Genomic DNA, 14,850 nt, shown 5'->3' with positions numbered 1-14,850 from the left:
CCCGTAAACGGGAGGGGTTAGGGGTGGGCGCGAGCGTAGCGAGCTTCTGACTTAGCCGTTGCAAAACAGCGCAGATGCCGCGCCAGCCCACCCCCTAACCGCCTCCCGCCTGCGGGAGGGGGAATGTCCGCAATCCACCCCATCCGTCAAAGCCGGACGGCATCGAACATCAGCTTCATCCCCGTCCTTGGCCGGATGGTCAGGCGGCTGATCGGTTCGGGCCTGAACCCGTCGGGCACCGACAGGCGGTAGCGGCGCAGGACGCTGGCGATCACCGTCATCACCTCCTGCTGTGCAAAGCCCGCGCCCACGCAGACCCGGGGGCCGCGGCCGAAGGGAAACCAGGCCTGGCGCACCATCTCCGCATTGGCGGGATCTTCGAAGCGTTCGGGCATGAAGCTGTGCGGGCAGGCCCAGTTGTCCTTGTTACGCTGCGTGAGCCAGGGGGCGACGACCAGCATCGCGCCTTCCTCAAGGCTCTTGTCGCGCATCGGCATCGGGCAGGTCACTTCGCGCGGGAAGAAGGCGACGGGCGGATAGAGGCGCAGCGTTTCGCGGAAGATGTTGCGGATCGCCCCCATGTCCTTGAGCATCGCGGCGGTGAGCGGCGCGTCCCCGGCGAGCTGCTGCACCTCCGTGCGGGCGGCGGTCTGGATATGGGCGCATTCCGCCAGCATGTAGAGCGCCCAGGTCATGGTGCTGGCGGACGTTTCATGGCCGGCGAGGAAGACGGTGGAAACCTGGTCCATCACCTGTTGCAGGGTGAAGGGGTCGCCGGTTTCGGGATGCTTCGCCTCGATCAGCGATTGGAGGATGTCCTTGTGCGGCGCCTCCCCGCGCTGGTGGAAGCCCTCATGGCGCGCTTCGACAATGGGGCGGAAGACCTCATGGATCGCCTTTGCCGGGGCCAGCGAGCGTTTCTCGAACCAGCGCGCGGGAAAGCCGTAGAGGCGCAGCATCGAGGCGCTGTGGGCGAGCCGCTGGAAACGGCCGAAGGCGGTGTGGATGATGTTGGAGCGGCGCTCGTCCAGCGGCTCCGAGAAAAGCGTGCGGAAGATGATGTCCGCCGCCACATGGGTCATCATCGGGTCGATGTCCACCGGCTTGCCCTTGTCCGCCGCGTCGAGCCGGGCGAGCAGGTCGTCGGCCGCCGCCACCATCAGCGGCATGGAGCGGTTGAGCGCGGTGTGGGCGAAGGCGGGGTTCACCATGGCGCGCTGGCTTTCCCAATCCTCCCCATTGGCGGAGAAGACGCTGTTGCCGATCAGGGGGGACAGGTTGCGGACCAGTTCGCGATGTTTGGGATAGGCGGTGCCGCCGCGCAGGATCTGGTCCACCAGCGGCAGTTCGTTGGCGATGTACATGGTCTGGCCGGGCATGCGGATTTCGCCCAGCTTCATCGTGTAGCTCTTCTCGAACAGGACATGAATCCAGCTATGCCAGCCCCGGAAGAAGCGCTTGACGAGGCCACGGCGGGTCCGCGGCGGTTCGGGATAGGGCGGGGTGAAGGGCTGCGTCATGGGATTGTCCTGAACTGCGCTATGGCTTCGTCGATGGTGCGGCGGCCGGCGGTGAGGCTGACATAGTCGACCGGCGACAGGCGGTCACCCACGCGCAGATAGTCGAAATGCGCCTCATATTTGTTCGACCAGCCGCCATGATAGTTTTCCGGATCGTAGAAGAGGTGGAAGCGGGGCGAGAGCAGGTCGACGCGCGCCGCGCACCGATCCGAGACGAGGCGGATCGGATGGACGCCATGATAGGCCGCGCCGTCGTGGGGAGCGGAGAAATCGACGAGGCGGAACGGCTTGTCGTCCAGCGCCTTGAGGTCGGCATGATACCAGCGCGCATCCTTGCGCAGGGCGATGACGGGAACGACCTGGCCCAGGGTGAGGACGGTGAAATTGTCGGGCAGCGGGCGGTCGCCGCGCAATTCCAGGATGCGGCGCAGCACGCTCATCGCATAGATGGTGCCGTTGCTGTGGGAGGCGAAGACGACCTCGTCCCAGGGGCCGTCCACCTCCCCCACGATGCGGGCGGCGAACTGGTCCAGGCGCTCGTCCATATCCGCACCCGGGCCTTGGGCGGCGACGCTGTGGTTGTAAACCATGAAACGGAGCAGCCAGGGCACGATCAGCTTGTTGAGCAGGCGGCCCGACAGAGCCACGCTGACGGCGATGCCGATCAGCGCGGCAGCCCAGAAGGGCATCAGCAGCGAAAGCGGCAGCGCGGGTATCAGCGCCAGCGCCAGTGGGATCAGCACCGCCAGCAGCGGCGGATAGAGGATGGTGATGACCGGCCCCGGACGCAGTTTCCGCATCCGCAGGAACTGCATGTGGCGGGCATGGGCGCCATATGTGGCGATGGAGCGCCACGCCAGCAGCAGCGGATTGCGTATCCACACCTTGCCGACCAGATCCTCCCAGCGGAGGAACTCATAATCGGTCTCGACCCCGGCGCTATGGTTGGTGACGGTCCAACTGGCGGAAGAGGCCGGACCGGAGCGGCGGGCGCTGACCTCCACCCGTTCGCCCGACAGGCGCGTGTAGGCTTCCGCCTGCTCGCGGTACATCTGGTGGTAGAAACGCACCCCGCGCGGATCGAAACCGCCAAGGTAGAAGACTTTACGCTTGAACTTTTCCATGGCCCCTGTCCACATCGGGCCATGACGACACCCGAACGCGATTACTGCTATTTCATAGACCACCGCAAATACAACCGAAACATCGGTTGCCGGCGTCACGACAATGCCTATGGCATCAACGGCGGCGGCAGCGAGCGGGACCGGTGGCGGGCGGACCTTGCCTTTTACCGGCACATGAAGGGGGAAGGCGATCCGATGGCGCTGCCCTCGCTGCTGGCCTGCCTCGTCTTCGGCTGGTTCTGCTGGAATTATCATCCCGGCAAGGGGCTTTGGCGCGGGCAGCTCTTGCGCCGCTTCGTCAAAGCGCCGAAGTGAGCGCGATGATGACAGCCAAGCATGTTTCCATCGGGTCGGTTACCGTCGGCAACGACCTGCCCTTCGTCCTGATCTCCGGCCCCTGCCAGATCGAGAGCCGCGACCATGCGATGATGATGGCGGAAAAGCTATCCGGCCTTGCGGGACGTGCCGGGGTGCCATTCATCTTCAAATCCTCCTTCGACAAGGCGAACCGGACCTCCGTATCGGGGCAACGGGGCGTCGGGATCGATACGGGGCTGGCGATCCTGGCGGAGGTGAAGGCGGCGTTCGGCTGTCCGGTGCTGACCGACGTGCATGAGGCCGGGCAGGTGGAGGCGGCGGCGGAGGCTGTGGATATTCTCCAGATTCCCGCCTTTCTGTGCCGCCAGACCGATTTGCTGCTGGCGGCGGGGCGGACCGGCGCGGTGGTCAATGTGAAGAAGGGGCAGTTTCTTGCGCCGTGGGACATGGCGGCGGTGGCGCAGAAGGTCGCGTCGACCGGGAATGAGCGGATTTTGCTGACGGAGCGCGGGGCGAGTTTCGGCTATAACACGCTAGTCAGCGACATGCGGGCGCTGCCGGCGATGGCGCAGACGGGCTATCCGGTGGTGTTCGATGCCACCCATTCGGTGCAGCAGCCGGGCGGATTGGGATCGGCTTCCGGTGGGCAGCGGGAATTTGCGCCGGTGCTGGCGCGGAGCGCGGTGGCGGCGGGGGTCGCGGCGGTGTTTGCGGAGGCGCATGACGATCCGGACCATGCGCCTTCGGACGGGCCGGTGATGCTGCCGGTTGAGTGGGTCGGGCCGATGCTGGAGAAGCTGAAGGCGATCGATGGGGTGGTGAAGGGGTAAGCGCCACCCTCTCCATTTTGAGCACCACCCTCTCCCCGTTCGGGCTGAGCCTGTCGAAGCCCTTCGACAAGCTCAGGGCGAACGGAGGAGGGGTTTGGGCATTACGGCCGGGTCTGCCCCGTTCCGCGCACCAGCCATTTATAGGTCGTCAGGCCTTCCAGCGCCACCGGGCCTCTGGCATGCAGGCGGCCGGTGGAGATGCCGATTTCCGCGCCCAGCCCGAACTCGCCGCCGTCCGCGAACTGGGTGGAGGCGTTCCACATCACGATGGCGCTGTCGACCGCGTTCAGGAAGCGCTCGGCTCTCTCCGCATCCTCGGTGATGATGGCGTCGGTATGGTGGCTGGCATGGGCGGCGATATGGGCGAGCGCCTCGTCCAGCCCGTCCACGATCCGCACAGAGACGATGGCGTCGAGATATTCGGTATCCCAATCCTCGTCCGACGCCGCCGTGACGCGGCTGTCCATCGCCTGCACGGCCTCGTCGCCGCGCACTTCGCATTGGGCGTCGAGCAACGCCTTCACGATGGCGGGCGCCTCAGCATAGGCCTTGTCGATCAGCACCGTCTCGGTCGCGCCGCAAATGCCGGTGCGGCGCATCTTGGCGTTCACCACCAGCTTTTGCGCCATGTCCGGATCGGCCGCGCCGTCGACATAGCTGTGGTTGATGCCGTCGAGATGGGCGAGGACGGGCACGCGCGCCTCTTCCTGCACGCGGGCGACCAGGCTCTTGCCGCCGCGGGGGACGATCAGGTCGATGAATTCCGACGCCTTCAGCAGCGCGCCCACGGCGGCGCGGTCCGTGGTGGGGACCAGTTGCACGGCATCGGCGGGCAGGCCGGCGGCGACGATCCCCTCGACCATCGCCGCGTGGATGGCGCGGTTGCTTTCCTTCGCCTCGCTGCCGCCGCGCAGGATCACGGCATTGCCGGCGCGCAGGCAGAGCGCGGCGGCGTCGGCGGTCACATTGGGGCGGCTTTCATAGATGATGCCGATGACGCCCAGCGGCACGCGGACGCGGCTCAACTCCATGCCGTTGGGACGGACCTGCCTGTCGATCACGCTGCCGAGCGGATTGATGAGGGTCGCGACCTGATCCACGCCCGCCGCCGTCGCAAGGACGCGGTCCTCGTCCAGCTTCAGCCGGTCGAGCATGGCGGGCGACAGGCCGTTGGCGGCGGCGTTTTCCATGTCCCGGGCATTGGCGGCGATGATCCGCGGCGCCTGATCCCGCAGCGCCTGCGCGGCGCGGCGCAGCGCGTCGATCTTCTGCGCGTCGCTGGCGGTGGAAAGCTGGGCCGCTGCCGCGCGCGCGCGCGCGCCCATGGTCGCGATCAGCATTTCGGGGGTCTGGGTCAGGTCGTTCATGAACTATCTCGCCGTGTTTCGCGCCGGGCCTTATCATGAAAGCCGGCCGAAGCGAAACGATCGTTGCGGCAACCTTAGCCGGCAACCGGGCCATGGGTCGCAATATGGCCCGGCCGCCGGAGGCAGAAGGTCTGCCTATGCGGGGCGCGTAGCGACCGGCGCTGCATGGCGCATACCCCAAATGGGGTATAGACCTGCCGGACAGGAGAAAATCCCGGCGAAATGACGTAAATTCAACAGGAAGGCGGAAGGGTCAGGCCACCTGGGCCAGGATTTCCCGCTTCACCGCCGTGAACATCCGGCACGGTGGAATGTTGCGCCACTCCACCCGGTCGCCGATTTCGTCGAACAACGGCGACAGCAGGCGGCGGACATAGCCGGAATATTGATAGACCAGAAATGCGCCGCCGGTCTTCAGCACCGAGCGGGTTTCGGCGCAGATCGCCTCCCCCACGCCGCCGGGCAGGGTCGAGAAGGGAATGCCCGACAGGACATAGTCCGCCTGGGCATAGCCGGCCTCCTTGATGAAGCGGCGGACATCGGCGGCCGAACCGTGGACGATGCGCAGCCGGGGATCGTCGATCTCCGCCTCCAGATAGGCGACGAAGTCGAGATTGAGGTCGATCGCCAGCAGGGTGGCGTCCGGATGCAGCCGGTCGAGAATGGGCCGCGTGAACGTCCCGACGCCCGGGCCATATTCCACGAACAGCCGGGTCCGTTGCCAGTCCACGCCCTCCAGCATGCTGTCGACCAGCATTTGCGAGGATGGGATGACCGATCCGATCATGCCGGGATGCTTGATGAACTGCCGGAGGAACATGCCCCATTGACCCAGGAAGGTGGAGGACGGTTTTCCGGAAACGGCCCGGTTCTTTTTCTTCAAAGGGATGGAGGCCATTCATTCTCGCCTGTCTGCCTTGCCTGTCCGACTCGCAAAAATCGCACGGGCATGCAAGCGCCTTCGCGGTGGAGGGACAAATAGGTCGGAGGGACCGGCATCATCAGGTCATGCGCATGCGCTCCCGCGAAGGCGTTCAACAGGACAGGAGGCCTTTCGGAAACCCGGTTCAAACGGCGGAACCGGGTTCCCGCCTTCGCGGGAGCATGTCTCTTCATTCAGTCCTGGCGCGCGCCCGCAACATGCCGGGCGACACGAAGCCGATGGGATCGATCTGCATCACGCTCTGCTTCAGCGTTGCCTGGATCTGCTCATATTCCCGCTCCATTTCGGGCGTGACGGAGGCGCGGGTATCCTCCAGCGCGGCTTCGAAATGCGCCTGTGTGACCTTGTCGACCGACAGCGACTGGCGCAGCGCGACCAGGCCGGCGCGGCGGACCAGATCCTCCAGATCGGCCCCGGTGAACCGCTCCGTGCGCTCCGCCAGCGCATCCAGATCGACGTCCTCGGCAAGCGGCATCTTGCCCGTGTGAATGGACAGGATGCGCCTGCGCCCCGCCTGATCGGGCACGGGGACATAGATCAGCTCATCGAACCGGCCCGGCCGCAGCAGCGCCGGATCGATCAGCGTCGGGCGATTGGTCGCGCCGATGACGACGACGGACTGCAATTCCTCCAGCCCGTCCATCTCGGCCAGGATGGTGTTCACCACCCGCTCCGTCACCTGCGGTTCGCCAAGGCCGCCGCCGCGCGCCGGAACCAGGCTGTCCAGTTCATCGATGAAGATGACCGTCGGCGCCACCTGCCGCGCGCGGGCGAAGAGGCGGGCGATCTGCTGCTCGCTTTCCCCATACCATTTGCTGAGCAGGTCGGAGGATTTGGTGGCGATGAAATTGGCCTGCGCTTCCCGCGCCACGGCCTTCGCCAGCAGCGTCTTGCCGGTGCCGGGCGGACCGTAGAGCAGAAACCCCTTGGCCGGGCGGATGCCGATGCGGCGAAAGGCGTCCGGGTCCTTGAGCGGCAGTTCCACCCCTTCCTTGAGGCGCATCTGCGCTTCGTCCAGACCTCCTATGTCGGCCCAGCCGATATTGGGCGCCTGCACCATCACCTCCCGCATGGCGGAGGGCTGGACGCGCTTGATCGCGGCCATGAAGTCGTCGCGCGCGACGGACAGTTCCTCCAGCACGTCAGGGGGGATCGTTCCCTCCTCCAGATTGAGCCGGGGCATGAAGCGGCGCACGGTCTCGATCGCCGCCTCGCGGGTCAGCGCCGCCAGATCCGCACCGACAAAGCCATAGGTCATGCGCGCCAGTTCGCCCAGATCCACGCCGTCGGCCAGCGGCATGCCGCGGGTGTGGATGCCCAATATCTCCCGCCGTCCGCGCTCGTCAGGCACGCCGACGATGATTTCCCGGTCGAAGCGGCCGGGGCGGCGCAGCGCCTCGTCTATCGCTTCCGGCCGGTTGGTGGCGGCGATGACGACCAGATTGGTGCGCGGTTCCAGCCCGTCCATCAGCGTCAGCAACTGGGCGACGAGGCGCTTTTCCGTCTCCCCGGTCACATTGCCGCGCTTGGGCGCGATGGAATCGATCTCGTCGATGAAGAGGATCGACGGCGCCGACTTGGCGGCCGCCTCGAAAATCTCGCGGAGCTGCTTTTCCGACTCGCCATAGGCCGAACCCATGATCTCCGGCCCGTTGATCAGGAAGAATTCCGCTTCCGATTCATTGGCGACGGCGCGGGCCAGCCGGGTCTTGCCGGTGCCCGGCGGGCCGTGGAGCAGCACGCCCTTGGGCGGGTCCACGCCCAGCCGCTCGAACAGTTCGGGATAGCGCAGCGGCAATTCCACCATTTCCCGCAGCTGGTCGATGGCTTCGGCCATGCCGCCGACATCGTCATAGGTGACGTCGGCGCGGCGGGATTCGCGGGGCTCCTCATATTCGGCGCGCAGTTCCACTTCCGTGTCGGCGTCGATATGGACGATGCCCTTGGGCACGGTCGACACCACGACCAGGCGGATTTCCTGCAGGGCATAGGCCGGGGCGGCCAGCATCTGGCGCAACTGGGGCGGCATGTCGCCGGGCGGCACCTGTTGCTGTCCCGCAGTTGCGACGACATCGCCAGAGGCGAGCGGCCGCTGGAAGAAAACGCGCTTCAGCGCCTCCGGATTGCCCTGCAACCGCAGATTATTTTGTGCAGGCGCGAAGACGACACGCTGGGCAGGCCGGGGATCGACCTTCCGGATGATCACGAAGTCGCCCGATCCGACGCCGGCATTGGCGCGCTGAAGCCCGTCGAGGCGAAGGACATCCAGCCCCTCATCCTCCTTATAGGGCCGGACCACCCGCGCGGGGGTCGACCGCTTGCCCGCGATCTCCACCACATCGCCTTCCGCAAGGTGGAGTTCCGCCATGACCGCCAAAGGAAGGCGGGCAAGGCCGCGCCCCGCATCTTCGGGCCGCGCGTTGGCCACCTGTATCCTGCGTCCTGCGGTTTCTTCTTCGGCCACTTCGCCTTCCCCGTTCTGTTCGCTGCGTAACGAGATAGGGAACGTCGCGGCTGAGGGAAAGGGGCCATGGCGAGCCCCGAAACGAATAAAAAAAGGGCCGGCCCGAAGGCCAGCCCGGAAAGTTTATAGGAGAGGATGCCTGAAAGGCCTTTCCTATGTGCAGTGCGGGATGTATTTTCGCAAGTGCGAAAAGAATCGAGGAGTTGCAATTTTTGCATCTTGCCAACTGCCCTTTTTTCCTGCTCAGTGGAATAAGGATGCTTGAAGCCGGTTTGCGCGCCGTTCCAGAAGAAGCAATGATGCGTCGCAGCGGACCGGCCAGATGAACATGACGGTTTATGCGTAGATTGCCGCCCCTTACGGCCCTGGAGGCCTTTGTTCAGGTCGCCCGCCTTGGATCGGTCAAGGCGGCGGCGGAGGAACTCGCGCTCTCGACGCCCGCGCTCAGCCGGCGGGTGCAGGCGCTGGAACGGTTCATCGGCCGGCCCCTGTTCGACCGCAAGCATCAGGCGCTGGAAATCAATGCCGACGGGCAGCGCCTGCTGGACGACATCGCGCCGGCGCTCGATTCGCTGAGCCAGGCGCTGGAGAATATCCAGAGCGGCGGAAACCAGTTGCGGCTGCGGCTGGCGGTCATGCCGCTGTTCGCGACGCAGAGGCTGTTTCCGCATCTGGGCGCCCTTCGGCAGCGGCATCCGCAGCTTCATATCGACATCGAGACCACCCCCTATGCCGTGGCGCGGCTGGGCGAAGGGCTGGACGCGGCGATCGTGCTGGCGAAGGACATCGATCCCGCGCTCTACGCCCATGAGCTGGACCATGACGAGGTCTATCTGATCGGGCGCAAGGCGTTGCTGGAGGCGCCCAACGCGCTGACCGCCCCGCAGGAGCTGGCCAATCATACGGTGCTGCTGCATCGCGACATGGCGCTCGCCTTCGAGGCGTGGAAGGAAGCGGTGCACCTGCCCGACCTGCAACCGCTGGCGATCGACAATTATGATTCCGGTCAGTTGATGCTGGAGGCGGCGGCGCAGGGGCTCGGCATCGCCGTGATGCACGCCAGCCACTATAATGAAGCGCAGGATTCCCGGCTGGTCCGGCTGTTTCCGGAAAATCGGGTCGAAAGCCCCTATCGCTATTTCTTCGTCTGCCGGCCGCGCGCGTTGCAGACCCGGGCGGTGCGGATTTTCCGCGACTGGCTGATCGGCGCGGACATATAATCGAGGACGATCAACGCCTTGCGCCTTTTCGCTTGGCATGTCCTTAACCTTGTTTATCGCCGGTCGTTCTAGCGGACATGACTGGGGCATCATCTTCCGCAAACGCGCAACATGGTCTGACCGACCGCCTGGCCCGCTGGGCCAGAGGCCTGTCAGGCAAGACCGACGACGAGGCCATGGACGAGCCGGAGCAGCCGCAACGCGCCCGGCACGGCAGCGCTTCCAGCCGGGAAATCGTCCAGCGGCGCAAGCTGTACGAGGACATAGGCGATTTCCTGTTCGCCCATGACCTGGACCTGACGCCGCTCAATTTCGGCGTCGCCCATGATTATCTGACCGGATCGCATATCGGCGTGGAAAAGGCCGTGAAAGCGGTGCTGGCCGAACGCGGCAAGATCACCAATGGCTGGGTCGAGAATGTCGCCGCCGAACAGCGCAACGACGAGGTCACGCCCGAAGCGCTTGCCTCGATGCTCGACAAGGTCGAGGAGAATCTGTCGCAATTCACCGGGCTGATGACCGAATCGCGCAATTCAGCCAAGGATTATGGCGCGGCGTTGCAGGAAGAGGTGAAGGGCCTGGCCGCCGGTTCCGACAACCAGCCGGTGCTGGCGCGCCTGGTGGCGCTGACCCGATCCATGGTGGAAAAGACCCGGCAGGTCGAAACCCAGCTTCGCGACAATCAGAAGCAGACGCAGCTTCTGAAATCCAATCTGGAAAGCGCGCGCCGCGCCGCCGAGCACGACCATCTGACCGGCCTGCCCAATCGCCGCGCCTTCGAAGGCACGCTGCGCGAGGAACTGGCGCAGGCGCAGAAGGAAGGGCAGCAACTGGCCGTCGCCTTTTGCGACATCGATCATTTCAAGCTGATCAACGATACCCATGGCCATGATACCGGCGACCGGGTGCTGAAATTCGTGGCGGGATTGCTGTCCAAGGTCAGCAACGACCAATGCCATGTCGCGCGCCATGGCGGCGAGGAATTCGTCATGCTGTTCCGGGGCAAGACCGCCGCCGAGGCATGCGAAGCGGTGGACAGCGTGCGGCAGGACCTGTCCACCCGCAGCCTGGTCAACCGGGCCAATGGCGAGCGGATGGAGCGGGTCAGCTTTTCCGCCGGGGTCGCCAATGTGCTGGCCTATGAAGACCCGCGCGCTGCGCTGAAGGCGGCGGACCGCGCGCTCTACCTGGCCAAGGAGCATGGCCGGAACCGGGTATATCTGGCCGCGGAGCTGGATTGACCCCCACCTCCCCCTCCTGCAAGCGGGGGTCGGAGGGCGGGCTGGCGCGACATCGGCGGCGGTTCTCTACCTCCAGGCTGGAAGCTCGCTGCGCTCGCGCCCACCCCTGACCTCTCCCGCTTGCGGGAGGGGAATGTCCGTATTAAAAATCCGGCTTTTCATAATGGGGCGGCGGGGTGATCACCTCCATCCGCTCCGACAGAAGGGGCCGGAAGGAAGGGCGCGACTTGAAGCCCGCATACCAGCGCTTCACCGTCTCATGCCCGGCCCAGTCGATGCCGCCCAGATAATCCGCCACCGAAAGATGCGCGGCGGCGGCGATGTCCGCCAGGCTCAGCGTTCCACCCGCCATCCAGGCGCGATGGTCGAGCAGATAGTCCATGTAATCCATATGGACATTGGCGCGCTTCATCGCTTCCCGCAGCACGCGGGCATCGGGCGGCGCGCGCTCTATCAGGCGCTTCTTCATCCGTTCATGCAGGAGCGGGCCGACGACGTCGCCGTAGAAATTCTGGTCGAAGAAGGCGGTCAGCCGCCGCACCTCCGCCCGGCCCGCGGCGGTGCCGGAGATCAGCGGGAATTTCTCCACCGTCTCCTCGAAATATTCGCAGATCGCCTGACTGTCGATCAGGGTCACGCCCTTTTCCTGATCCACCATCACCGGCGTCGTGCCGGCGGGATTGAGATCGAGGAACTCGTCGCGCGCTTCCCAGGGCGATTCGCGCACCAGGTCGTAGCCCACGCCCTTTTCACCGAGCAGCAGACGGACCTTGCGTGAGAATGGACAGAGCGGAAATTGGAAAAGTTGCCACATATTCCCTTCCTGTTAGGCCGAGCCGGCTCATGCGAAAAGCGGCAAATGGCATGATCCTGCTTAAATCCGGTGCGACATGAGCGGAAACTGTGGCCGGGGCAGAACGATCCTGTCTTCCTGTCGCCGCGGCTTGGTTCTAGGAGGACGCCAAGCGATGGTTTCGTGAAGGAAAGGATGCTGCATGTCTGACGATTTTTTCCCGGTTCCTGCCGAATGGGCGTCTTCCGCCCTGTTCGACCGGGACGGACGGGCGGCGGACTATCGACGGTCCATCGATGCCGCCGACGCCTATTGGCTGGAGCAGGCGAAGCGGCTGGATTGGGTGAACTTTCCCACGAAAACCAATGAGAGCAGCTTCCACGAAGCCGATTTCGGGGTGAAATGGTTTGCCGACGGCGTGCTGAACGTCAGCGTCAACTGCATCGACCGGCATCTGGCCGAACGCGGCGACCAGACCGCGATCATCTGGGAACCGGATTCGCCGGACGCGCAGCCGCGCCGCTACACCTATGCCGAGGTGCATGAGGAGGTCTGCCGCTTCGCCAATGTGCTGAAGGCCGCAGGGGCGAAGAAGGGCGAGCGGATCACCGTCTATATGCCGATGATCCCGGAAGCCGCCTTCGCCCTGCTCGCCTGCGCGCGGATCGGCGCGATCCACAGCGTCGTGTTCGGCGGTTTTTCGCCGGAGGCGCTGGCGGGACGGATCATCGACTGCGATTCCACGCTGGTGATCACCGCCGACGAGGGGTGCCGCGCGGGCAGGCAGGTGCCGCTCAAGACCAATGTCGACGCGGCGCTGAAATTATGCACCAGCGTCCGCAAGGTGATCGTCGTCCGGGCGACCGGTGGGGCTGTCACCATGGCCGAGGACCGCGACCTGTGGCTGCATGAGGAAGCGGCCAAGGTGTCGGCGGATTGCGCGCCCGAGCCGATGAACGCGGAAGATCCGCTGTTCATCCTCTACACGTCGGGTTCGACGGGCAAGCCCAAGGGCGTGCTGCACACGACCGGCGGCTATCTGCTCTGGGCCAGCCTGACCCATGAGCTGTGCTTCGACTACCGGCCCGGCGACATCTATTGGTGCGCGGCGGACATCGGCTGGGTCACGGGGCACAGCTATATCGTCTATGGCCCGCTGGCGAACGGGGCGACGACGCTGATCTATGAGGGCGTGCCCAACTATCCGACGCCCAGCCGCATCTGGGAGGTCGTGGACCGGCATCAGGTGCAGACCATCTTCACCGCGCCCACGGCGCTGCGCGCGCTGATGAAGGAGGGGGACGAGTTCGTGCATTCAACCAGCCGCCAGTCGCTGCGCCTGCTGGGCACGGTGGGCGAGCCGATCAATCCGGAGGCCTGGCGCTGGTACCATCATGTCGTGGGCGAGGATCGCTGCCCGATCATCGACACCTGGTGGCAGACCGAGACGGGCGGGGCGATGATCGCGCCGATGCCGGGCGCGACGGACCTGAAGCCCGGTTCCGCGACGCTGCCGATGCCGGGCGTGGTGCCGCAGATCGTCGATGCGGAGGGCCATGTGCTGGACGGCGCGGCCGAGGGCAATCTGGTCATCGCGCAAAGCTGGCCGGGCCAGATGCGCACCGTCTGGGGCGATCATGAGCGTTTTTTCCAGACCTATTTCACGACCTTTCCCGGCAAATATACGACCGGCGACGGGGCGCGGCGGGACGAGGACGGCTATTACTGGATCACGGGGCGCGTCGACGACGTGATCAACGTGTCGGGCCATCGCATGGGCACGGCGGAGGTGGAAAGCGCGCTGGTGCTGCACGAGGCGGTGGCGGAGGCGGCGGTGGTGGGCTTCCCGCACGACATNGTGTCGGGCCATCGCATGGGCACGGCGGAGGTGGAAAGCGCGCTGGTGCTGCACGAGGCGGTGGCGGAGGCGGCGGTGGTGGGCTTCCCGCACGACATAAAGGGRCAGGGCATCTACGCCTATGTGACGCTGAACAGCGGCGAGGAAGCGACCGACGAACTGCGTCAGGCGCTGGTGAAATGGGTGCGYAGCGAGATCGGGCCGATCGCGACGCCCGACGTGATCCAGTTCGCCCCCGGCCTGCCCAAGACCCGGTCGGGCAAGATCATGCGCCGCATCCTGCGCAAGATCGCGGAGGGCGAGGTGTCNGATCGGGCCGATCGCGACGCCCGACGTGATCCAGTTCGCCCCCGGCCTGCCCAAGACCCGGTCGGGCAAGATCATGCGCCGCATCCTGCGCAAGATCGCGGAGGGCGAGGTGTCCGCCCAGGCGCTGGGGGACATTAGTACACTTGCCGACCCGTCGGTGGTGGATAATCTGATCGCCAATCGTCAGGGGTGAAAAGTCAGGCAGGAGTATGGGATGGATCGCTACAGTCACGTTGCGCGCGCGCTGCACTGGATCATGGCGATCCTCATCCTGTTCAACCTCTTCCTGGGCTTCGCGCATGACGCGCTGCCCAGGGAGTGGAAGGTGATGCCCGTCCACAAATCGATCGGGCTGACCGTGCTGGCCCTGACGGTCGCGCGCATAATGTGGCGCTTCACGCGCAGCGCCCCGCCTCTGCCAGCCGAAATGCCCGCATGGGAAAAGGGGGCGGCGCATCTCACGCATTTCGCCTTTTACGCGTTCATGCTGCTCGTGCCGCTGACCGGATGGGTCATGACATCCGCCGGCGACCGGCCCCTGAACTGGTTCTTCCTGTTCGACGTGCCCAAATTCGCGGTGGCGAAGGGCGATGCGATCGTCGGCATTTCAGGGGAAGCGCATGAGGTTCTGGGTTTCGTCTGGGTGGCGTTGCTCGTCCTGCACGGTCTGGCGGCGATGCGGCATCATTTCATATTGAAGGATGGCGTGCTGCGGCGGATGGTCTGATCGGTGTATGGAGGGGTGGATTGCGGACATTCCCCCTCCCGCAGGCGGGAGGGGGAATGTCCGCAATCCACCCCTCCATACACCGATCAGACCATCCGCCGCAGCACGCCATCCTTCAATATGAAATGATGCCGCA

General features: G+C 65.3%; 12 protein-coding genes and 1 pseudogene. 7 read left to right on the top strand and 6 right to left on the bottom strand.

Translation table 11 applies throughout. The annotated features are described in order from the left end of the window. Positions 1-146 precede the first annotated feature (146 nt). A complete protein-coding gene (locus tag A0J57_RS24505) occupies positions 147-1,520 on the bottom strand; it encodes a cytochrome P450 (protein WP_061938250.1) in 1,374 nt (457 codons plus the stop codon). Further along, positions 1,517-2,644, bottom strand: a complete 1,128-nt coding sequence (locus A0J57_RS24500) for a hypothetical protein (RefSeq protein WP_061938248.1) — start codon at positions 2,642-2,644, stop codon at positions 1,517-1,519. Before A0J57_RS24500 ends, A0J57_RS24505 begins: the two co-directional genes overlap by 4 nt. Before the next feature lie 21 nt (positions 2,645-2,665). Between A0J57_RS24500 and A0J57_RS24495 the strand changes: the two genes are divergently transcribed. Next, positions 2,666-2,959: a hypothetical protein gene (locus A0J57_RS24495; RefSeq protein ID WP_025551496.1), complete on the top strand. Its 294-nt coding sequence runs from the start codon at positions 2,666-2,668 to the stop codon at positions 2,957-2,959. A gap of 5 nt (positions 2,960-2,964) precedes the next feature. Further along, entirely contained in the window at positions 2,965-3,792 is an 828-nt protein-coding gene (gene kdsA, locus A0J57_RS24490; RefSeq protein WP_061938245.1) for a 3-deoxy-8-phosphooctulonate synthase, read from the top strand. A gap of 101 nt (positions 3,793-3,893) precedes the next feature. Here kdsA and A0J57_RS24485 read toward each other — a convergent pair whose 3' ends face one another. The 3 genes from A0J57_RS24485 to A0J57_RS24475 form a co-directional block, all read right to left on the bottom strand. After that, complete coding sequence (locus tag A0J57_RS24485) at positions 3,894-5,159, bottom strand: glutamate-5-semialdehyde dehydrogenase (protein ID WP_061938242.1); 1,266 nt, start codon at positions 5,157-5,159, stop codon at positions 3,894-3,896. 253 nt (positions 5,160-5,412) lie between these two features. Continuing rightward, positions 5,413-6,057, bottom strand: a complete 645-nt coding sequence (locus tag A0J57_RS24480; protein ID WP_044660396.1) for a class I SAM-dependent methyltransferase — start codon at positions 6,055-6,057, stop codon at positions 5,413-5,415. 214 nt (positions 6,058-6,271) lie between these two features. Continuing rightward, positions 6,272-8,566 (bottom strand): CDC48 family AAA ATPase, encoded by a 2,295-nt coding sequence (locus tag A0J57_RS24475; protein ID WP_025551488.1) that lies wholly within the window; start codon positions 8,564-8,566, stop codon positions 6,272-6,274. 338 nt (positions 8,567-8,904) lie between these two features. Between A0J57_RS24475 and A0J57_RS24470 the strand changes: the two genes are divergently transcribed. Together A0J57_RS24470 and A0J57_RS24465 are read left to right on the top strand one after the other, a co-directional pair. Next, positions 8,905-9,786, top strand: a complete 882-nt coding sequence (locus A0J57_RS24470; RefSeq protein ID WP_025551486.1) for a LysR substrate-binding domain-containing protein — start codon at positions 8,905-8,907, stop codon at positions 9,784-9,786. 77 nt (positions 9,787-9,863) lie between these two features. After that, a complete protein-coding gene (locus A0J57_RS24465; RefSeq protein WP_044660398.1) occupies positions 9,864-11,027 on the top strand; it encodes a diguanylate cyclase in 1,164 nt (387 codons plus the stop codon). Between the two features lie 142 nt (positions 11,028-11,169). Here A0J57_RS24465 and A0J57_RS24460 read toward each other — a convergent pair whose 3' ends face one another. Then, positions 11,170-11,841: a glutathione S-transferase family protein gene (locus A0J57_RS24460; RefSeq protein WP_025551482.1), complete on the bottom strand. Its 672-nt coding sequence runs from the start codon at positions 11,839-11,841 to the stop codon at positions 11,170-11,172. A gap of 181 nt (positions 11,842-12,022) precedes the next feature. Between A0J57_RS24460 and acs the strand changes: the two are divergent. The 3 genes and pseudogenes from acs to A0J57_RS24450 form a co-directional block, all read left to right on the top strand. Then, positions 12,023-13,996 (top strand): annotated as a pseudogene (gene acs, locus A0J57_RS24455) (acetate--CoA ligase); the annotation flags it as partial. 16 nt (positions 13,997-14,012) lie between these two features. After that, on the top strand, positions 14,013-14,180 hold the full coding sequence (locus A0J57_RS27390; RefSeq protein WP_369118718.1) for a hypothetical protein: 168 nt from the start codon (positions 14,013-14,015) through the stop codon (positions 14,178-14,180). A gap of 21 nt (positions 14,181-14,201) precedes the next feature. After that, positions 14,202-14,714, top strand: coding sequence for a cytochrome b (locus tag A0J57_RS24450; RefSeq protein WP_061938239.1), 513 nt, complete (start codon positions 14,202-14,204; stop codon positions 14,712-14,714). Positions 14,715-14,850: the final 136 nt, after the last annotated feature.

It is taken from the genome of Sphingobium sp. 22B (assembly GCF_001580035.1).
Taxonomy (GTDB): Bacteria; Pseudomonadota; Alphaproteobacteria; order Sphingomonadales; family Sphingomonadaceae; genus Sphingobium; species Sphingobium fuliginis.
The sequence above is the reverse complement of the archived record's forward strand: the minus strand, read 5'-3'. Positions and strand labels throughout refer to the sequence as shown.

Coding starts and splice junctions, on each gene's coding strand:
- A0J57_RS24470 (WP_025551486.1), top strand. CDS start 8,905: ATGCGTAGATTGCCGCCCCTTACGGCCCTGGAGGCCTTTGTTCAGGTC.
- A0J57_RS24505 (WP_061938250.1), bottom strand. CDS start 1,520: ATGACGCAGCCCTTCACCCCGCCCTATCCCGAACCGCCGCGGACCCGC.
- A0J57_RS24500 (WP_061938248.1), bottom strand. CDS start 2,644: ATGGAAAAGTTCAAGCGTAAAGTCTTCTACCTTGGCGGTTTCGATCCG.
- A0J57_RS24450 (WP_061938239.1), top strand. CDS start 14,202: ATGGATCGCTACAGTCACGTTGCGCGCGCGCTGCACTGGATCATGGCG.
- A0J57_RS24495 (WP_025551496.1), top strand. CDS start 2,666: ATGACGACACCCGAACGCGATTACTGCTATTTCATAGACCACCGCAAA.
- A0J57_RS24485 (WP_061938242.1), bottom strand. CDS start 5,159: ATGAACGACCTGACCCAGACCCCCGAAATGCTGATCGCGACCATGGGC.
- kdsA (WP_061938245.1), top strand. CDS start 2,965: ATGATGACAGCCAAGCATGTTTCCATCGGGTCGGTTACCGTCGGCAAC.
- A0J57_RS24460 (WP_025551482.1), bottom strand. CDS start 11,841: ATGTGGCAACTTTTCCAATTTCCGCTCTGTCCATTCTCACGCAAGGTC.
- A0J57_RS24480 (WP_044660396.1), bottom strand. CDS start 6,057: ATGGCCTCCATCCCTTTGAAGAAAAAGAACCGGGCCGTTTCCGGAAAA.
- A0J57_RS24465 (WP_044660398.1), top strand. CDS start 9,864: ATGACTGGGGCATCATCTTCCGCAAACGCGCAACATGGTCTGACCGAC.